An 18,387-nucleotide genomic window follows, 5' to 3' on the forward strand; every position below is an offset into this window, starting at 1 on the left:
TTATACCAAGTTATTGTAGAATAGCTTAGATCGGTAAGACTGGATCCAAATAATTTCGCTGAGGTACTTATAGCGTTTTTGGCAGTTATGAGGTACAGTCCTCTTTGAGGCTGACTCTCTTCAAACCATCTTTACTATTGCTAGCATGCCTATTGCCTATTGCCTTAAAAGGATAAGCAATGTTGCTCAAACGTTGCTGATAATTGCTATCTATGGATGACTTGGTGAAAAACTATATGGATGAAAAACCCCTAAACGTTGCATCATGGGCCGAGCTCCGGGAGTGTCGTAAAACTGGGAGCAAATCCCTACACACCACTGTCGAGTTTATGCCCGGACAGGTAATCTGTAAATTTGGTGCAAAAAAGAGCCTAGCTCAGCCCAATTATTTAACTGTCCAAATTGGCGATCGCCAACATATTATGCTCGACCCAGAGTTTTTGCAGTATATCAATCATAGCTGCGCTCCTAATGTATTTTTCGCTCCGAGCGATCGCGTTTTGAAGGCCATAACTAAAATTAAAATTGGCGAGGAACTGACTTTATTCTATCCATCTACAGAATGGTCGATGGATAGAGAATTTGATTGTATTTGTCAAAGCAAAGATTGCTTGGGGACTATTCGAGGTGCCGCCTACTTAGCCTTAGATATTTTAACAAAATACAAACTCGCGCAGCATATACAACAGCGCTTGGCTAAAGGACCTTGATGTCTTAAAATTTGCTTGATCAACAGTTTTAATAAACAGTCTTAAATAAAAGCGGGAGAGCTACCATTATGAATAAATACGATAACATTGCCGAGTATTATGACTCCACTATGAAGAGTGGGTATTACGACTATCCGAAAGAAGCTCAGTCCCTCGACTCTATCCTCAAAGGTCGGAAAAAACTTCTCGAAATAGGGGTGGGAACGGGATTGCTTGCAGAAAAACTGCTGGAATTAGATCCCAGCTATGAGATAACTGGAATAGATTTTAGTCCTGCTATGTTAGAACGGAGTAAAGCTCGTTTGGGAAATCGGGCAAAGGTAGTAGAAGGTAATGTGTTATCAATGGATCTACAGGAATCTTTTGATGGAATATATTCCCATGGGGGTCCGGCAGGTGTATGTCGGGTTGGTAAGGATTACCACTTATACAGTTTTCTGCCCAATTTTGAGGACACCGTTAAAATGTTAGACAATATTGCCCGCCATTTAGTTGACGGAGGCTTGTTTGTACTTAACATTCAAGCCGAAGAAATTGATGCAGATGGCGAGCAAGACATTGGCAACGGCATTGTTTACGCTCAGCAAAAGCATCTCGCTTTCCTAGACAATCAAGAAATGTACTTTTGGGAAACAGATTATCGTTTCAAAAAAGAAGGTGAAATAGTGGCGAGCGATCGCCATAAGTTCTTAATGGTGTACGGCCAACTTCTAGAAGATACGATGAAGGCGGCAGGGTTTAAGTTAAAAGAGGCGACTCCCGACGATTTATATATGGTTTACCAAAAAGTGATGTAAAAGCAAGTTTGAGGTAAGCATTCAACCGTCAGCCGTGAGCTAAAAGCTCACGCTACGCGAACAGCCGTCAGCTTATTTTATTCAAAAGCTGTTCGGTGTAGCGTGCGCTATGGGCATAAACTGTTCAGTGTAGCGTGGCCACAGGCCTTTGGCTGATAGCTGATACGCGACACGCTAATAGCTGATAGCTGATAGCTGAATGCTTACAGTTTGAGTGCGACGCAACGAGAACAAATTATTCACAACAATTAAGATTTGGCAGTAGCATGATCTCAAAAGACGATAACAACCAAGAAATAAAAGATGGATGGCGAGATGATGTAGCTGAATTTAGAAATTGGATGAAAATTCTTCCAACTATTCCTGAGAAATTGTTTAAGATTGCCAGTGATATTCCCACCCCGGCACTGGTGTACGACCTAGATGCCATCACTGACACTGTAACCGCTTTACGAAACGACCTCAGACAAATTCCGAATATTGAGCTTTGTTTGGCTGTTAAAGCAAACCGCTGCCAATCTGTGTTGCGTCATATGGCTAAACTTGGGCTAGGAGCAGACATTACCACCATACAAGAGCTAGATGCTGCCATGGCAGCAGGGCTGTGGCCAATCTACTCTACAGCACCAGGCTTCTCAGTTGCCGACCTTAAGCGTTTGGCAACTGAGGGTGTGATTCCAGATTTGTGCAGTTTGTCTCAGTTGCGTGTCTGGTGTGAAAGCGCTAACCCAGACAAAAGAGTTGGGCTTCGACTTCGCCTTCCTTTTCACGAAGATTCCAAGGCTAAGAATGTAGTAACCAGGTGGAGTAGATTTGGAGTTGATCCAAAAGATTCTGCTCTACACAGCCTAATACAAACCCATAAGCTTGAGGTCGTCCATCTTCATGTTCATGAAGGTGAAACTTTTTCAGAAGCAGATCTACATCAGACCCTTGATTTGCTAGTATCTTGCTTGGAAATCTTTCCTAAAGTTGAAGTGCTCAATCTCGGCGGCGGTTGGGCTTACCTGTTCCATCTGCAAAAACCTGAAGCACAACGGGTTTGGAATCTAGTAAATAAAACCATTACTCGTATCAACAACCAGCGCCAGCAACCAGTGCGGCTTGTGATTGAGCCAGGAATGCTATTGACTATGATGGCGGGCTACCTGGTTGCGGAGGTCAAAGCAGCAGACGATCATCCCTCTGGGCATCGCATTGTGGTTTTGGATACCTCTGCTTGGAACTTGATGTTCTGGGCACCATGTCCAGCAGTTGCTCAGATCCCTTTCCGAGAAGGACCTATGTTGGTGCATGACCTGGCAGGTTGTACCTGTTATGAGACAGATTATTTTTGTCTTAACGAAAAGATGGCAAGAGTAGAGGTTGGTGACCGCGTGATCCTGAATGCATCGGGTGCCTACACGAGCAGTGTGGCACGGAGTCTGCATGGACTACCAATACCGAAAGAGTTTGTCATTCGCGACAACCGTCTAAGCCTGGTTGACTGATCATATTGGGTGAGCAAAAAAAAGTGTCTCGAATTACTAGACCTGTGATGAAAATAGAAGCTCAAACCTCGAAGCAGGGAATAAAAAGCTGGTCAAAGGCTTTTGCTCCCCGCTCCCTCACCAGACAGGGATTTCAAGGAAAGACCCAAGGAATCACACTGGCGCGATCGCAAACTTTGTGATCAGCTCCAAAAGCTGATTACACTCCTTTTGATTATTAATAAAGAAGTGGCCACCAGGAAACATGTGTACCGTGAAAGTGCTACTGGTTTGGTCACGCCAGGCCGCAAGCTCATCACTGTTGGCGTCGGTATCCTGCAAACCTCCGAAAACAGATATGGGGCAATTAAGTGGGGGTTCGCTAGTGTAGGTATAGGTTTCGTTAATCCCGAAATCCGCTCGCAGAATCGGTAGAAACAGCTCCATTAGGTCCTGGTTTGCTAGCACAGCCTCTGGTGTGCCATTATATTGACGCAATGCTTCGATCAACTCAGACTTGGGCAAGTTATGAAGGGGAGGTTTTCGGGCAGGTACTTGAGGAGCGCGGCGACCGGAAATGAACAGATGTCGAGGACTCGGGGCTTCCTGGCGGCGGAGTTGACGGGCTAATTCAAAGCTGATTAGTGTTCCGAGACTGTGACCAAAAAAGGCAAAGGGGATATCTAGATAGGGCAGTAAACTTGGTGTTAGGGTTTCAATCATAGGCAATATACCAGTAACCAGGGGTTCCCGCAGTCGCTTGCCCCGTCCAGGCAGTTCCACTGGGCAGACTTCGATATGGGGTGCCAATGGGTCTGGCCAAGTGCGAAAGCTTGAAGCAGCACCACCCGCATAAGGAAAGCAAAATAGGCGCAGGCGGGCTTTAGGATTTGGTTTTGGCCGAGTGATCCAAGAGTTGGTAGTAGTCATTGGTTATTTTGAAGGGAACAGGGAGTAGGGAGTAGGGAGTAGGGAGTAGGGAGTAGTGAACGAAATTATCACAATTCCTACACGGATTGCTATCTTTGGAAAGTAATCAATAGACTTCGCGGTATTTGTCGGTAAATGGATCACTTTTGTAATACAAGATAATAGGCTTAGTTGTTATTTCACCAAGCCCATAAATAGTTTACAATAAAATCCGAGTTATAGCGTTTATCATAGCTATGAGGTACACTCTTGATTGGCACTTATTGCCTTAAAACCTTCTTACTTCTGCCTTCTGCCAGCCCCCCTTATTAAGGCATAGGGGGGATTCCTTCTGCCTTAAAAGGATAAGCAATGTCGCTCATGACTATGATAATTGCTATATATTAATATCATGTTCGGATAATTAGTGATAAAAAACCTTCTCCCTTGAAACCTTACTCCTTTCTTCTGCCCTCTGCCTTCTGTTCAGAAAACCCTATTTAATACCAGTAAAACTTATTATCACCCGATTCAAATCGGATATTGAAGGCAGATTACTATCAGTTATTGATGGCATTGGCGACCTATTGATGTCAACAATCTCACCTGTATAGTAGTAAGGTTTAATATTATCTTTTTCTTTGCCTTTCTTGCGAGCAAAGTATAGTTTAACTTGTTCTCCTTGGTTTGCCTGAGAAGTAATATAGCCAACTAGGGCGTGTTCATGGGAGTGAAATCCATTTTTCCAGTGGTATTGTTTAGGTAATTGCTTTTCTAAGGTCGGCCAAGTCAGTAAGTTCCATACTCCATGATTAGTATGATCTACCATATTTTTAAACCACCAATTAACAGTTGATTTTAAATATTTGTCAACGTAGGATGAGTCTTCCAAGCTAAGTGTTCCTGCCATTTGATCTAATTCAGCATAGACCCACCATTTTTTGTCAAGGTCACGAACACCCTTATCATTCTCATCAAAACTAATACCTCTACCCCAAAGCCCTGATTCTACATCATAAGCTTCCTCTAGCATACGAGATGCACCTATTTGGGCAAAGTCAATAAATCTTTGATTATTGAAAAGTTTACCAGTTAAGTAAATCATCCAAAAGGCTTTCATCGAATGACCATAATCTGTAGGCAGTTTTCCCTCTCCTATTTTTCCCTCTCCTATATTGTTAATCTCCATCCAGAATGTATTATATTCAGGGCTATAAAATTCGTTGATTATACTCCTTGATAAATTCAACAAATCTTGTTTCCATTCTGATTGATAAGGTTCTGGTAAGATTGGCGCGAGAATAAGCATGTAGGTATAGATCTGATCCAATTGGGACAGCAAATGTTTTTTCTGTTTAAGCCAATTGTTAGTAACATTTTCATTCTTAACTTGCTTGGGAACCCACATCATCATCTCTAGTTTTGGATCATAATAAGTCTCAAAGATAAAGTCCTTTAGTTGAATAATTTCTGGTAATAGTTCTTGATCTTGAGTTAGATAGTAATAAAAAGCCATTCCCTGTAAAGCATAGGCTAGTTCCTGACTAGTACGCTTTAAAACAGAAGGATTAGATTGGCGACTTTCTCTTTTCAAGTAACTAAATGCACCACCATTTTCTCGATCAAATCCATAGTTACGAATCCAATCTATTCCAGCTTTTGCTAAACTAAGAAACTTTGGGTTTCCACTTAAATGATAGGCGACGCAGTATGTGTAAACTTGACGAGACTGAGAGACAATATAGTTTTTATCTAAGTTGTTGGTAACATAACTATAATTGTCTCCTAATTTAGTAAAAGCTGAACAAGGTTTAGATGGATTGACTAGATCACCATTGTCGCAGCGAAAACTAGGAAAATTACCCACAGGTTTACCGTAAGCAGTTTCCATCAACCACCAAGGATTGAGGTCTTCTTCTAGATGCTGTAACCATTGTTGACCCATCGTTATTTCTGTAGTTTGTTGTGCTAAGTTGGGTTTAAATACAGTATAAAAGCAACCAATTATCAAGATGGTTATGCTACTAATTATACTAAATAAAAATTTGTTTTTACAAAAAGTTTTAATCATTTTATTTATTCTAGTAAATTTCTGTAAAAGTAACTTATATTTTATTCATTTCAGGGATTGATTGTAGCGGTTTTTTATTAATTTTTTCAATCTTTACTGTATTATAGTAAGGTCTAATTCCTTTGTTTTCTTTTCCTTCCTTACGGGCAAAGTATAGTTTAACTTTTTCTCCTTGAGTTGCTTGAGTAGTAATATAGCCCACTAAAGCATGTTCGTAACTGTGAAAACCATTTTTCCATTTCGATTGTTTAAAACCTTTCGTTTCTAATGTTGGCCAAATTACTTTATTCCAGATTCCATGATTAGTATGATCTACCATATTCTTAAACCACCAATTAACTGTTGATTTTAAATATTTGTCAACGTAGGATGAGTCTTCCAAGCTAAGTGTTCCTGCTACTTGATCCAATTCAGCATAGATCCACCAACTTTTATTAAGGTCTTGAATTAATTTTTTATTTTTATCAGCATACAATCGTGAATACCATGTTCCTGATTCAGAATCATAGGCTTCTTTGAATAACTTATCAGCACTAGTTCTCGCAAAAGTAACAAATCTGTCATTGTTAACTAATTTACCAGTTAGGTAGATCATCCACAAAGTTTTTATTGAATGTCCATAATCAGTTTTGCCAGTTAATATTTTTTTATCTTCTGGATTGTCAATATAATACCAAAAAGTATTATATTCAGGACTGTAAAACTGGTTCATTAAGATACGCGAGATGTGAACCAAATCTTTTTTCCACTGCGACTGGTAAGGTTCAGGTAATATCGGTGCGAGAAGCATTAGATAGGTGTTCATTTGATCTAATTGATATACTATTCCTTTCCTTTGTTTTGTGGATTCCTGGTTTTGAGGGTTTTTAGGGAATTGAAGTATTATGTCTTGTTCTGAATCATAGTAATTTTTAAAGATAAAGTCTTTTAATTTAATGATATCTGGCAATACTTCTTCATCTTGAGTTAGATAGTAATAAAAAGCCATACCCTGTAAAGCATAGGCTATTTCTTGACTATTACGCTCTGAAGCAGAAGAAAGAGAAGTAAGATTCTCTTCAGATAAGACAGTAAATACCCCTCCATTTTCTCGATCAAATCCATAGTTGCGAATCCAATCTAATCCGGATTTAGCCAAATTTAAAAATTCAGGATTTCCAGTCAAGTGATAAGCTACTCCGTAGGTGTATACTTGACGAGATTGAGCAACTATGTACTTTTTATTAAAGAAATTTTTAATCCATTTTTTTTCATCTTCTAAATCCTTAAACGTTGGGCATGGTTGAGACAAATCAAGTAGCTCTCCATTATCACATCGCAAGCTAGGAAAATTACCTACAGGTTTACCAAAAGCACTTTCCATTAACCACCAAGGATTGAGGTCTTCTTCTAGATGCTGTAACCATCTTTCACCGGTTAGGGTTTGTAATTTTGGTTCCAGTAATATAGGTTGGCTAATGGTTGGTGACAAGCCAACTATCAAGGTAATTACTAAAGTAGTAATAAGTACATATAAATAAAATCGATATTTTTTCATCATCTGTAAATAAATGGTTTTAGCAATTTGAGTAACTCAGAACTTCATTAATTTTCTTTTATTTCCGTCATTGCTCATAAATCTTAATCAGCTATCTGATCGGATTCAATGGCAAAAATTAGCAGAGCATTTTTATTGAGTTTTGTAATCAAAATACTATTAGGTTTGCACTCAAAATAATTTGACTATTGGCTCTTGCCTTCCCCTCCTGGGAGGGGTTAGGGGTGGGTTCCTCTTACCTGTTCCCTACTCCCTGCTCCCTGCTCGCTGTTCCCTAAAATCGAGGAATTGTGTACCTTATAGCTATGAGAATTGCTATATCTTTGAGTATTATCTTTGAGTAAGTTTCCAAAATTTTCTAGCAAATCTTTTGCCAATAATCAAATAACTTTCCGTTGTAAAGTGAACCTGGTCTTGCAAAGCCAAGTCATCTGTAGTAATCATCTCAGTAGCTGGTAACTGGACTGTTTTCTGTTGCGCTTTAACCGTTTCCCAGTTGGAGAGCTTTTTTTTAAAAGTAGTGGTGCCAATTTGAGCAAAAACTACTGGTAACTCAGGTTTCCCTAAGTCTTGACGGAAATCTTTTACCAACGTAATAAATTTATCAGCCCACTGATTAGGGAAATATATTCGACTTGGATCGGCTTGAGGATTAAGGGCATCACTTTCTCCCTGAAAGAATAGTATACCTTTAATTTCTCCCATTGGTGAAGCCGCATAAGCTCGCTTTAAGCAAGAGCCATACAAAGTATCTTCACTTAGATCTTTTTGCCACTGTTGAATAGTAGTGTCCCATTTAGCACAGGGAATTAAACCAACAATCAGTTCAGGATCGTATTTGAGCAATTCAGTAGCAAAGGCCATCCCTGGACCGACTCCAGCTGACTTATCTTCTGAGACCTGATCAACTTGTCCACTTGCTGAATCAATCGGTTCGGTGCCTAGAGCCCAGCGGTAATCGTTTCCAAAGACAAAAACTCTGGGGTGGGTAACGGAACTAGCAGGTGTTAACGGACCACTTCCTGACATATTCGACTGTCCTGCCAAAATAAACAGGGACATCTTGCCTTGAAAATTGGCAGCAACCGGTTTGCTTTGATCATGCTTAATGGCGGAAGTTTTGAGGATACCGTAGCGTCTGAGCAACTGGTCTGCTTGAGCAGACTTTTGTAGTTTAATACCTAAAGTACAGATAACTAAACCGATAACTAGATAGGAAAGTCTGGACCAAACTTTCATGATATTGCCTTTTTAGTTGATATTTTCAATAGTTAGGATTTTAACGGTTATCATAGTAATAATGTCCTCAGTATTTTTGACTAATTCTGACTTTCCTACTCTCTACTCCCTGCTCCCAGGAGGGGAAGGCAAGAGCCAATAGTCAAACAACTATGTGTACCTCATTAGTCCTAAAAACGCTATATGTTAGTTAAAAGCAAATTTAATTCAAGGAATTACTAGTAAAAAAAAACTCTCATATCTTTATGAGAGTAAAACGCTGAAATATAGCTGATTATTTTTATAATAACAGTTGTCATGTTGACACAACAACTTAGAAATAATGCTACAGGGATTCTAAATGAATTGTGATAATTTTTGATACCATATTCCCTGCTCCCTGCTCCCTGCTCCCTGCTCCCTGCTCCCTGCTCCCTGCTCCCTGTTCCCTGTTCCCTGTTCCCTGTTCCCTGTTCCCTACAAACTCTAAACCCAAGGGCCCTGAATTGCAAATGTGATACCAGGCTCTTGAATGTTTACGAACATGATCCGACCATTGGGTGAGAAGCAAGCACCAGCAAACTCACTGCTGTTGAGGGCATTCCGTGCCAACTGGTAAAGCTCACCTTTAGGATTGACCCCAACTAGGAATTGGTCACCACCACCATCTTCACAGAGGATTAGATCTCCAGAAGGACTAATGGTCACATTATCTGGGTGTTCTAGTAAGCTGCGGTCATGGGACTCAATAAACAGTTCAATGGTGCCACCCTCTTGGGGATTGCTACCAGGAACATAGCGCCAGACTTGACCAGCTCCATTGGCCCATCCAGTCTCTGCATTTAAAGAACCACCACTAGTACAGGTAAAGTAAACCTCATTATTACCGTACCATGCCCCTTCTCCCCTGGTAAATTGGGTTGCTCCCTTACCAAAACCTTCAACCCGGACAGTATCTTCTTCCGGGTCTACATCCTCAATCCGAACCCATTCTACTGCCATGGGTTTACCGACAGGGAAGTTCTCAACCGTGATTTTCTGAAATGTTCCCTGGATCTTTAATGCCTCCAGTACACCCCCTGCTTTTAAGTTCCCTGGTTGCTTGGGAATAAAGCGATAGAACAGACCATCCATCCTGTCTTCAGTCTGATAAACAATCCCAGTTTTGGGATCTACTGCAACCGCTTCATGGTTAAAACGACCCATTGCCACTAGAGGCTCAGCTTGCACTACTTCACCGGTAATGGGCACTTCAAAGTTATAGCCGTGCTTCATCGAAACACTTCTGGGGTCATCTGCCGGATAAGTGGTAGGAGTAACGGTGCTTTCTTCACAAGTAATCCATGAACCCCAAGGGGTTGGTCCACCACTACAGTTTCGTTCAGTACCAGCCAGGGAAGTGTACTGTTTGACCAGTTGACCATTGGCTCCCACTACTAGTGTTGTGGTCCCTCCCAGACACATGGGGTCATACTTGATATACTCTACTGCTACCAATCCATGTTTATCCAGTTGATGGGGGCTAAGTTCATGATTGCGCACCAGGACAGTATTGCCTCCCGGTGCAGGAAAAGCAGCCATGCCATCGGGTCTACCAGGCACCAAATTGCTATCACTCATGGTGTCACCTGTGCGGGATAAAATTTTATAGCTAAATCCGGCTGGCAGGTCTAATAATTGGTTAGGGTCTGGCTGAAGTGACCCGAAGCCTTTACCTCGAAATGCTTTACCAAGAGCCTTCTTGGCAAAAACCTCTTTCAACGGGGATGCCAGAATGGCACCGGCGGTGCTAGCACTGGCTAAGGCAAAGAAGTGACGTCTTGATAAAGTCATTGGTGAATAACGGATAGGTGTTTGATCACTCAGACAGATCTGCTCTGTGGCCATCAGGATAAATCGTGGAACTATCCAAGTAGGCATCACAAAGATCGACGTTCTCGGCTCGAAATAAGTTGCAACCCCTCAACTGAGCCTTAGTAAGGATAGCTCTTTTCAGGTTAGCATTACTCAAATTGGCATGGCTGAGATTGGCATGGCTAAGGTCAGTGTCCCTCAAGTCTGCTGCTTGGAGATTGGCACCAGCTAGATTTGCGCCCTGTAAATTGGCACGACGTAGATTTGCTCTGAACAGATTGGCATTCTGAAGATCCGCCCCAGAGAGATCAGTCTGGTAGAGCTGGGCATCACTTAACTGAACTGCTTGAAGTTGAGCTTGCTGCAACTTGGCTTGACTTAGATTAGAGTAAGGCAGGTAAGTCTTGTTAAGATTGCTGCTGCTCAGGTCAATTGCTTGTATATCTGCTTCAAACAGGTCAGCTTCACTGATATCTAGTCCACTAAAGTCTCGTCTACCCCTAGCGTATTGTTCAAGTAACTCGGCTCCACCAATCTTTTTCATTGCGCTACATTAATAGGTCAGCTTTTGCCGCCCAATACCAATTTATACAATAATGTCAATGCGTATTTATGCTTAATTATTTTATAAAGGTATAACTTTGTAGCGCCTTACACAGTTAATTATAATTCTTTTTTAATATTTGTGAACATTTGCTACGTAAAAATAAAAATCTTTGACAACATAAGTTTTTTTTGTTATAATAGTCGGTTAAATCAAATTTAAAAATTATCGGTATCGGTAGGGAACAGGGAACAGGGAACAGGGAACAGGGAAGACAGAAGAGGGAACAGGGCAAAAATCCTGTCAAGATATTAAGCAAAGCTTCCTCTTCTGTTGCAACTAAGATGTCACAACTGCCAGTATCAATCGCTCAGCACTACCACGAGCGCACCAAATATGCTCCAGAAACCATATCAGCCAAAAATAAGGGCTTAGACTGGGAGAAACAGCCGATACCGTTTAAAGACTACAAAGTTGGGACTAACTTTGACCTAAAACCATACTTCTCACAAGAGCGGGAGCAGTTTACCTCTGAACCGAGTAAGACTTGGTGGCGGCTGTCCCAGTTACTACTGTGTAGTTATGGTTTGACGGCTAGGCTGGAGACCATGGGACCACCACTTTATCTGAGGGCAGCTCCCTCTGCTGGTGGCTTATACCCAGCTGAAGTTTATTTGATTTCCCGTGGTACTCCCGTATTACCATCAGGACTATACAACTATCAGTGTCTTACCCATTCTCTAGTTCATTTTTGGCAGAGTGATGTTTGGAATGCACTGCAAGAGGCTTGCTTCTGGCACCCAGTTTTGGAGAGTACAGAACTGGCTATTGTAACTACAGCGGTATTTTATCGCTCCGCCTGGCGCTATGAAGACCGGGCATACCGCAGAATTTTTCTAGACACTGGTCATCTGCTAGGTAATATTGAGTTGGCTGGGGCTTTGAGTGATTACCGACCTCACCTAATTGGTGGGTTTGCAGATGAAAAAGTTAATGAACTGCTTTATCTAGACCTGGAACAAGAAGGAGCGATCGCAGTAATCCCCCTGGCCGATCAGCTCAAAGTTGAACAAAACTTGCCCATCGCCCCAACTGTGTTGCCATCTCCTACTGAGGTTAATTACCCAGATATTCCAGATGGGGAATTATTAGGTTATTTGCACCGCGCTACGGAAATTAAGGAGGGTGGTGATTGGAAAGCTAAGGATAAGACTTCAAAGAGTACAGAAATTGACCAGCAGTTAGAAGACAAGTACAATTTTCCGTTTTGTGATAAAGTTTCAACCGCTACAAACCCCATAGATTGGGGGGAGTTAACCAGTTCAGGTAATGCTCCGAAAGCCTGTTTAGATACTATTCTAAAACGACGCTCTACCCGAGCTTATAGTGCAGCTAATCTGACCTTGGAGGAGCTAAAAGCTCTTCTGGATTTTACATACCAACCTCAGCATTACATTGAGCAAGGCTTAGATGGAACACCAGATTATTTTGATTTAAGTTTAATCGAAACATTTATAGCAGTATCTGGGGTAAATGACCTAGAAGAAGGCTGCTATTATTACGCCCCTAAGGCTCAAGAATTGCGGCAAATTCGCTTTAAAAACTTCCGTAAAGAATTGCATTTCCTGTGTTTAGGGCAAGATTTGGGTCGAGATGCCAGAGCAGTGGTGTTCCACACCGCTGACTTACAAAAAGCAGTGGCTAGATTAGGCGATCGCGCTTACCGTTACCTACACATGGATGCTGGTCATCTAGGACAGCGGCTCAATCTAGCAGCTATTTACCTGGGTTTAGGAGTAAGTGGTATTGGTGGCTTCTTTGATGACCAGGTCAATGAAGTTTTGGGTATTCCTGTTGATGAAGCGGTTGTTTATATTACGACTTTGGGGCGTCCTAGGACACGGCTTTGAGGTTTCTTTCGGGAGTAGGGAGTAGGGAGTAGGGAGTAGGGAGTAGGGAGTAGGGAGGTGGGGATAATTTTATTATTCTTTATCAATTGGAATGGGCATCTTGGTGGAATGGGCATCTTGCCCGTGATCAATATTTGTGGAATGGGCATCTTGCCCGTTATCAATATTTTCCCTTCCCGATTCTATCAGTTTCCGATGACTCCGGATTCCCCACTCCCATCCCATCTTCAAACAGAAAACCCCAACTAGGTGCCACGCTTTGTAGCAAGCTCCTAGCTAGGGTTTCTCTTACGGAATCAAATTTGTCAAAAAAGTCTCATAGAAAGAGGTCGGTGCCGTGGTAACCGAGACCGGTGAATTAGCCAGGGTTTCCGGTCAATTAAGCCGTGCCAATCGACCGCCGACGCCCACGGAAAAAGACTTTTGACGCTTTGGTCGATGTTTTGCTAAAACCTCTTCTCACTGCTCCTTTCCCCGCTTCATTCTTCATAGCAAGTGGTGCAATTATTAGATGGAAGAACCTCCGCCGCGCATTTTTTACATTTGCCGCCCCCGATAACCCGATTGAGCTCGTTATGTGACAACTGCTGTAGGTCGGTTTCTTGGCTTGGTCTGGTTTCTAGATCGTAGATCTTGATCTTTTCTTTCATGCTATCTCTCCAAATCAGCTTAGTGTAATCTGTGCTCTTTAACGAGAGTAAAATATCAGAGGAAGAGAAGTCAATGGTTTTTTCACATTTTTTTTAGATTTTATAGTTTTTGAGTTTTAAGCCGGTGTAATTTTTTGAAGGTATAGTCTAAATTGGATAGGAAAAGAAGTCAATGCTTTTTTCACATTTTTTGTGAATTTCAGCAAGTTTTAATTTTTAAGCAGGTGCCACTTAATGGTACATCTTATTCAAATCAAAGCCTGATAATGTAAGGGTTACAAAGATTAAATAATCCTTCAAAATTAGCTAAATAAGGGGTACACTAGAGTCAGATTAGGTAACAATAGGGGAATCGGGAATCGGGAATCGGGAATCGGGAATCGGGAATCGGGAGATGGGGAGATGGGGAAATGGGGAGATGGGGAGATGGGGAGATGGGGAGATGGGGAGATGGGGAGATGGGGAGATGGGGAGAATTTTTGTTTTGTATAAATGGGGGATGATTTTATTAATGCAAGTAGAATGGGCATCTTGCCCGTTATCAATATTTGTGGAATGGGCATCTTGCCCGTTATCAATATTTCCTCGCTTCCTCTACACGTCCCGATTCCCGATTCCCGATTCCCGATTCCCCTCTTCAAACAGAAAACCCCAACTCGATAGCTGGGGTTTCTTTTACGGAATCACATTTGTCAAAAAAGTCTTACAAGGGAAAGAGGTCGGTGCCGTGGTAACCGAAAACCCGGAAGTGGCCAGGGTTTCCGGTCAATTTATTGCTGCCAATCGACCGCCCACCACTGAGGAAAATGACTTTTGACATAACGTCGATGTTTTGCTAATTTAATCAGCGAAAAGCTGATTCGCGCTCACCTATATCAAACTGCCGATTTTTTTCCCTAATCCTTTTCCTATTCTTTTGAATATTCCTCCCCAACCCCCGCCGCAAACCCGATTGAGCTCGGCCTCCGACAACTGTAGGAAGTCGGTTTCTTGGCTTGGTCTTGTTTCAAGATCTAGGATCTGGATCTTTTCTTGGTTTGAAATCAAATCTTTCATGTACACTCCAAATCTGCTTAAAATCGCTTTTATTATTCTCTTTAATAGTAAAAAAGCAGAGGAATATCAGTCAAGGTTTTTTATGTATTTTTTTAGGTGTATTTTGGGTTCTTTTTAAGATTTTGTTTTTTTTAAGCCATGTATTTTTTTAGGTGTATTTTGGGTTCTTTTTAATATATATTTTGATTTTGTTTTTTTTAAGCCGGTGTAATGTTAAGAAGGTGTAGTTGAAATGGGGAGATGGGGAGATGGGGAGATGGGGAGTGTGGGGAGATGGGGAGAATTTTTTTGTTGTATAAATTGATGATGATTTTAATAATTTTGTAGGGCATCTTGCCCGTTATCAATATTTGTAGAATGGGCATCTTGCCCATTATCAATATTTCCTCGCTTCCTCTACACGTCCCGATTCTGTCAGTTTCCGATGAATCCCGATTACCCTCTTTAAACAGAAAACCCCAACAAGCATGCCACGCTTTGTAGTAGGCTCCTAGCTAGGGTTTCTCTTACGGAATCAAATTTGTCAAAAAAGTCTCGCGCAGGGGAAGAGGTCGGTGTCGGTGGGGTGCCAGGTAACCGAAGACCCGGAATTGGCCAGGGTTTCCGGTCAATTAAGGCGTGCCAATCGACCGCCGACGCCCATGAAAAAAGACTTTTGACCGAAAAATATAAGGGCGCAAGCCCCTGGATTCTATCCATGGGGTTAGCCTTTTAAAGTTACCTTAAGAATAGTGGAGCCTTAATCAATAAGTTTTTTACCCTTTTCTGCATAGCCTGCCAACCATAAAGGCTCCACTATTCTAAGGCGCGCGTCTTTTGAGGGAATTTATTCCCTGACAGCAGGGTGGACAGTTTAAAAATGTAACAAAAACCTACACAAATCAAGAAATAAATGTTATTTTATAAGTGTAGTTATTAAGGTAGCAATGAGGTGATATTGAGTGTTGGTAATGGAGTTCAAAGCTATTCTGAAAGAACCCCAAAAAATAGCAATAGACGAGGCGATCAGGACAGCCCGATTTGTCCGGAACAAAGTGCTGCGTTTTTGGATGGACAATCGCGGAGTAGGAAAAAAAGAACTGTACCGTTACAACACCCAACTAAGAGATGAGTTTAAATTTGTCAAAGACCTTAATAGTCATGCCTGTCAATCCTCTGTTGAAAACGTAGAAAGGGCTGTAAAAAGGTTTTTTGATAATTGCAAGAAGAAAGTCCCTGGCAAAAAAGGATATCCCAGATTTAAAAAGTATTCGCGGTCTGTTGAATACAAGCAATCTGGATGGAAATTATCGCCAGACAAGAAGTCTATCAAATTCACAGACAAAAAGGGTATAGGGAAAGTTAAACTCAAAGGAACCTGGGACTTGTGGCGTTTTGACCAAAAGTTAATTAAGCGGGTTCGCATTGTCCAAAAAGCTGATGGCTACTATGTTCAGTTTTGTGTAAAACTTGACAACTCAGAAAAGTTAGAGGCTACTGGTTTTACTGTTGGGTTGGATGTTGGGCTGAAGGAGTTTTACACCGACTCTGATGGGTACTCAGAGCCTAACCCTAGATTCTATCGTAAAGGCGAAAAGCGATTAAAGTTTTATCAACGTAGAGTTTCTCGAAAAAAGAAAGGCTCTGCTAACCGAAAGAAAGCCATTAATAGACTAGGCAGGACACACCTCAAAATAAGTAGGCAACGTGAAGAACATGCCAAGAGACTGGCAAGTTGCGTAATCCGGTCTAACGACCTGGTCGCCTATGAAGATCTGAGGGTTAAGAACCTGGTTAAAAACCACTGTCTTGCCAAGTCTATCAATGATGCAGGTTGGTATCAGTTCCGGGAATGGTTGGAATATTTTGGGCAAAAGTTTGGTCGGATAACTGTTGCAGTGAATCCAGCTTATACAAGTCAGAATTGTTCCAACTGTGGCGAAGTGGTCAAGAAATCGTTATCAACTAGAACCCATGTTTGCAAGTGTGGATGTCAGTTAGATCGAGACCACAACGCCGCTCGAAATATCTTAAGTAGAGCCTTGGGTACGGTGGGGCACACCGGAACCTTCCAAAACGCTTGGGGAGATCTGTCCTCTACTCTTCCTGGCTCCGGCCTGGTCGAGCAAGACGGGTCTACGATCCAAGAATCCCCCGGCATAAGCGCCGTGGGGAGTGTCAAATAAGGTCGATGTTTTGCTATACTATTCATCTGAGTTCAACCGACCCCAAGGCCAACCCACCCGACCAACCCCAACCAACTACACGACGACGACACTCTTCACCAGACCAACCCAACAGGGCACATGCACCTGGTCCCCGCGATGCCAGCCATCGTTGGTAAGCTTCCACCGACGCGAATCTTATTCCCCCTACTACCTTTTTTTGGTCGTCTTGTGACAACTTGAGGAGGTCTGTTTCTTGGCTTGGTCTGGTTTCTAGATCTAGGATCTTGATCTTTTCTTTCATGCTATTGCTTTTCACTCCAAATCAGCTTGTAATCTGTGCTCTGTGACAAGAGTAAAATCTCAGAGGAAGAGAAGTCAATGCTTTTTTCACATTTTTTTGCCTACTTAAGCATTTTTTAGAGTTAATAATTTTTTGAGTTTTAAGGAAGTGAAATTTATTTTTTTAGTTAAGCATGTGCCACTTAATGGCACGTCTTATTCAACTCAAAATTTTGTCAGTATTCAAACAGAAAACCCCAACTAGGTGCCACTTAGGTAGCAAGCTCCTAGCTAGGGTTTCTCTTACGGAATCAAATTTGTCAAAAAAGTTTCCCGCAGGGAAAGAGGTCGGTGCCGGGGACCGGTGAAGTAGCCAGAGTTTCCGGTCAATAAATTGGCTGCCAATCGACCGCCCACCGCCGATAAAAAAGACTTTTGACATAACTATAATGTTTTGTTAGCCATCCTGATTATCATAGAAACAGAAAAGGCAACCCCAACCCCCAAAACCCACCACGCCTCCTACTTGCCACTAAACGCCTGCAATATCTTCAATCACTACAAACCCGACACCTCCACATACCCCTTTGAGGTCGTCTAGTGACAACTTACGGAGGTCGGTTTCTTTGCTTGGTCTGGTTTCTAGATCTAGGATCTTGATCTTTTCTTTATTGGTACTCATTCTTTTATTACCCAACTTCACACTCGAAATTAGTATGGTGTAATCTCTGCTCCGTAAAAAGATTAATGGGAAAAGGGTGGGGTGTCAAATGAGTTAATTTTTTTTATACGGGAGTCGGTAGTCGGTAGTCGGGATGCGATCGCGTTCGCGAAGCGTGACCAAAGGTCAAGCGTGACCAAAGGTCAATCGCATAGAGTCGGGAGTGGGGAATCGGGAATCGGGAGTCGGGAATCGGGAAATCTTGATCATGTCTGGTCTTGAAACAATAGCGACACCCAAGCCGTAATAGCTTGGGTGTCGCTTTTTATATGCCTGCCAGGCATTTTATATAGCGCTATATATAAAAGTTTTGACATTGATACAAGCAGCACAAGCTTTTCTAGTCAACTATTGCCTATTGCCTATTGCCTATTGCCTATTGCCTATGGTGCCGATTCCCGATTCCCGATTCCCGATTCCCGATTCCCGATTCCCGATTCCCGATTCCCGATTCCCGATTCCCGATTCCCGATTCCCAAAATGTAAACTTTGTTTTCGCTATGTTACATTAAATT

At 42.0% G+C, this 18,387-nt stretch carries 20 protein-coding genes; 9 read left to right on the top strand and 11 right to left on the bottom strand.

Features of this window, described 5'->3' with window-relative positions; all coding sequences use genetic code 11:
• The first annotated feature begins 236 nt into the window (after positions 1-236).
• From F6J90_RS04695 to F6J90_RS04710, 4 genes are all read left to right on the top strand, one after another.
• Positions 237-710, top strand: a complete 474-nt coding sequence (locus F6J90_RS04695) for an SET domain-containing protein-lysine N-methyltransferase (RefSeq protein WP_293091314.1) — start codon at positions 237-239, stop codon at positions 708-710.
• 68 nt (positions 711-778) lie between these two features.
• Positions 779-1,507: a class I SAM-dependent methyltransferase gene (locus F6J90_RS04700; RefSeq protein WP_293091315.1), complete on the top strand. Its 729-nt coding sequence runs from the start codon at positions 779-781 to the stop codon at positions 1,505-1,507.
• Between the two features lie 266 nt (positions 1,508-1,773).
• Complete coding sequence (locus tag F6J90_RS04705; RefSeq protein WP_293091316.1) at positions 1,774-2,997, top strand: hypothetical protein; 1,224 nt, start codon at positions 1,774-1,776, stop codon at positions 2,995-2,997.
• A gap of 23 nt (positions 2,998-3,020) precedes the next feature.
• Positions 3,021-3,179 carry a hypothetical protein gene (locus F6J90_RS04710; protein WP_293091317.1) on the top strand — a complete coding sequence of 53 codons (159 nt, stop codon included), beginning with the start codon at positions 3,021-3,023 and terminating at the stop codon, positions 3,177-3,179.
• On the opposite strand, the gene F6J90_RS04715 is transcribed toward F6J90_RS04710, so the two are convergent.
• From F6J90_RS04715 to F6J90_RS04735, 5 genes are all read right to left on the bottom strand, one after another.
• The gene (locus F6J90_RS04715) at positions 3,151-3,906 is read right to left on the bottom strand and encodes a thioesterase II family protein (RefSeq protein WP_293091318.1); all 756 of its coding nucleotides are present in this window, start codon (positions 3,904-3,906) and stop codon (positions 3,151-3,153) included. The two genes, F6J90_RS04710 and F6J90_RS04715, sit on opposite strands and share 29 nt — an antisense overlap.
• 3 nt (positions 3,907-3,909) lie before the next feature.
• Positions 3,910-4,050: a hypothetical protein gene (locus F6J90_RS04720; protein ID WP_293091319.1), complete on the bottom strand. Its 141-nt coding sequence runs from the start codon at positions 4,048-4,050 to the stop codon at positions 3,910-3,912.
• A 331-nt stretch (positions 4,051-4,381) separates the two neighbouring features.
• Entirely contained in the window at positions 4,382-5,956 is a 1,575-nt protein-coding gene (locus F6J90_RS04725) for an AGE family epimerase/isomerase (RefSeq protein WP_293091320.1), read from the bottom strand.
• 34 nt (positions 5,957-5,990) lie between these two features.
• Entirely contained in the window at positions 5,991-7,496 is a 1,506-nt protein-coding gene (locus F6J90_RS04730; RefSeq protein ID WP_293091321.1) for an AGE family epimerase/isomerase, read from the bottom strand.
• Positions 7,497-7,823: 327 nt separating this feature from the next.
• Positions 7,824-8,732 carry a sialate O-acetylesterase gene (locus F6J90_RS04735; RefSeq protein WP_293091322.1) on the bottom strand — a complete coding sequence of 303 codons (909 nt, stop codon included), beginning with the start codon at positions 8,730-8,732 and terminating at the stop codon, positions 7,824-7,826.
• 347 nt (positions 8,733-9,079) lie between these two features.
• Here F6J90_RS04735 and F6J90_RS04740 point away from each other — a divergent pair, with 347 nt between their 5' ends.
• Positions 9,080-9,229, top strand: a complete 150-nt coding sequence (locus F6J90_RS04740; RefSeq protein ID WP_293091323.1) for a hypothetical protein — start codon at positions 9,080-9,082, stop codon at positions 9,227-9,229.
• On the opposite strand, the gene F6J90_RS04745 is transcribed toward F6J90_RS04740, so the two are convergent.
• The 3 genes from F6J90_RS04745 to F6J90_RS04755 all read right to left on the bottom strand — a co-directional run bounded on the left by F6J90_RS04745 (position 9,198) and on the right by F6J90_RS04755 (position 11,428).
• Complete coding sequence (locus tag F6J90_RS04745; RefSeq protein WP_293091324.1) at positions 9,198-10,598, bottom strand: alkaline phosphatase PhoX; 1,401 nt, start codon at positions 10,596-10,598, stop codon at positions 9,198-9,200. The two genes, F6J90_RS04740 and F6J90_RS04745, sit on opposite strands and share 32 nt — an antisense overlap.
• The gene (locus F6J90_RS04750) at positions 10,570-11,109 is read right to left on the bottom strand and encodes a pentapeptide repeat-containing protein (protein ID WP_293091325.1); all 540 of its coding nucleotides are present in this window, start codon (positions 11,107-11,109) and stop codon (positions 10,570-10,572) included. Before F6J90_RS04750 ends, F6J90_RS04745 begins: the two co-directional genes overlap by 29 nt.
• Positions 11,110-11,224: 115 nt before the next feature.
• Positions 11,225-11,428 carry a hypothetical protein gene (locus F6J90_RS04755; protein WP_293091326.1) on the bottom strand — a complete coding sequence of 68 codons (204 nt, stop codon included), beginning with the start codon at positions 11,426-11,428 and terminating at the stop codon, positions 11,225-11,227.
• A gap of 25 nt (positions 11,429-11,453) precedes the next feature.
• On the opposite strand from F6J90_RS04755, the gene F6J90_RS04760 reads away from it, so the two are divergent.
• Positions 11,454-13,019 (top strand): SagB/ThcOx family dehydrogenase, encoded by a 1,566-nt coding sequence (locus F6J90_RS04760; protein ID WP_293091327.1) that lies wholly within the window; start codon positions 11,454-11,456, stop codon positions 13,017-13,019.
• On the opposite strand, the gene F6J90_RS04765 is transcribed toward F6J90_RS04760, so the two are convergent.
• Complete coding sequence (locus tag F6J90_RS04765) at positions 12,980-13,168, bottom strand: hypothetical protein (RefSeq protein ID WP_293091328.1); 189 nt, start codon at positions 13,166-13,168, stop codon at positions 12,980-12,982. The two genes, F6J90_RS04760 and F6J90_RS04765, sit on opposite strands and share 40 nt — an antisense overlap.
• 895 nt (positions 13,169-14,063) lie before the next feature.
• On the opposite strand from F6J90_RS04765, the gene F6J90_RS04770 reads away from it, so the two are divergent.
• Positions 14,064-14,486: a hypothetical protein gene (locus tag F6J90_RS04770; RefSeq protein ID WP_293091329.1), complete on the top strand. Its 423-nt coding sequence runs from the start codon at positions 14,064-14,066 to the stop codon at positions 14,484-14,486.
• 1,180 nt (positions 14,487-15,666) lie between these two features.
• On the top strand, positions 15,667-16,890 hold the full coding sequence (locus tag F6J90_RS04775) for a transposase (protein WP_293091330.1): 1,224 nt from the start codon (positions 15,667-15,669) through the stop codon (positions 16,888-16,890).
• A 22-nt stretch (positions 16,891-16,912) separates the two neighbouring features.
• Here F6J90_RS04775 and F6J90_RS04780 read toward each other — a convergent pair whose 3' ends face one another.
• Positions 16,913-17,173: a hypothetical protein gene (locus F6J90_RS04780; protein WP_293091331.1), complete on the bottom strand. Its 261-nt coding sequence runs from the start codon at positions 17,171-17,173 to the stop codon at positions 16,913-16,915.
• Positions 17,174-17,683: 510 nt separating this feature from the next.
• The gene (locus F6J90_RS04785) at positions 17,684-17,833 is read right to left on the bottom strand and encodes a hypothetical protein (RefSeq protein ID WP_293091332.1); all 150 of its coding nucleotides are present in this window, start codon (positions 17,831-17,833) and stop codon (positions 17,684-17,686) included.
• 390 nt (positions 17,834-18,223) lie between these two features.
• Between F6J90_RS04785 and F6J90_RS04790 the strand changes: the two genes are divergently transcribed.
• Entirely contained in the window at positions 18,224-18,358 is a 135-nt protein-coding gene (locus tag F6J90_RS04790) for a hypothetical protein (protein WP_293091333.1), read from the top strand.
• Positions 18,359-18,387: the final 29 nt, after the last annotated feature.

The organism is Moorena sp. SIOASIH, from assembly GCF_010671925.1.
Classification (GTDB): domain Bacteria; phylum Cyanobacteriota; class Cyanobacteriia; order Cyanobacteriales; family Coleofasciculaceae; genus Moorena.

Coding starts and splice junctions, on each gene's coding strand:
- F6J90_RS04695 (WP_293091314.1), top strand. CDS start 237: ATGGATGAAAAACCCCTAAACGTTGCATCATGGGCCGAGCTCCGGGAG.
- F6J90_RS04700 (WP_293091315.1), top strand. CDS start 779: ATGAATAAATACGATAACATTGCCGAGTATTATGACTCCACTATGAAG.
- F6J90_RS04705 (WP_293091316.1), top strand. CDS start 1,774: ATGATCTCAAAAGACGATAACAACCAAGAAATAAAAGATGGATGGCGA.
- F6J90_RS04715 (WP_293091318.1), bottom strand. CDS start 3,906: ATGACTACTACCAACTCTTGGATCACTCGGCCAAAACCAAATCCTAAA.
- F6J90_RS04725 (WP_293091320.1), bottom strand. CDS start 5,956: ATGATTAAAACTTTTTGTAAAAACAAATTTTTATTTAGTATAATTAGT.
- F6J90_RS04730 (WP_293091321.1), bottom strand. CDS start 7,496: ATGATGAAAAAATATCGATTTTATTTATATGTACTTATTACTACTTTA.
- F6J90_RS04735 (WP_293091322.1), bottom strand. CDS start 8,732: ATGAAAGTTTGGTCCAGACTTTCCTATCTAGTTATCGGTTTAGTTATC.
- F6J90_RS04745 (WP_293091324.1), bottom strand. CDS start 10,598: ATGGCCACAGAGCAGATCTGTCTGAGTGATCAAACACCTATCCGTTAT.
- F6J90_RS04750 (WP_293091325.1), bottom strand. CDS start 11,109: ATGAAAAAGATTGGTGGAGCCGAGTTACTTGAACAATACGCTAGGGGT.
- F6J90_RS04760 (WP_293091327.1), top strand. CDS start 11,454: ATGTCACAACTGCCAGTATCAATCGCTCAGCACTACCACGAGCGCACC.
- F6J90_RS04765 (WP_293091328.1), bottom strand. CDS start 13,168: ATGCCCATTCCACAAATATTGATCACGGGCAAGATGCCCATTCCACCA.
- F6J90_RS04770 (WP_293091329.1), top strand. CDS start 14,064: ATGGGGAGATGGGGAAATGGGGAGATGGGGAGATGGGGAGATGGGGAG.
- F6J90_RS04780 (WP_293091331.1), bottom strand. CDS start 17,173: ATGAAAGAAAAGATCAAGATCCTAGATCTAGAAACCAGACCAAGCCAA.
- F6J90_RS04785 (WP_293091332.1), bottom strand. CDS start 17,833: ATGAGTACCAATAAAGAAAAGATCAAGATCCTAGATCTAGAAACCAGA.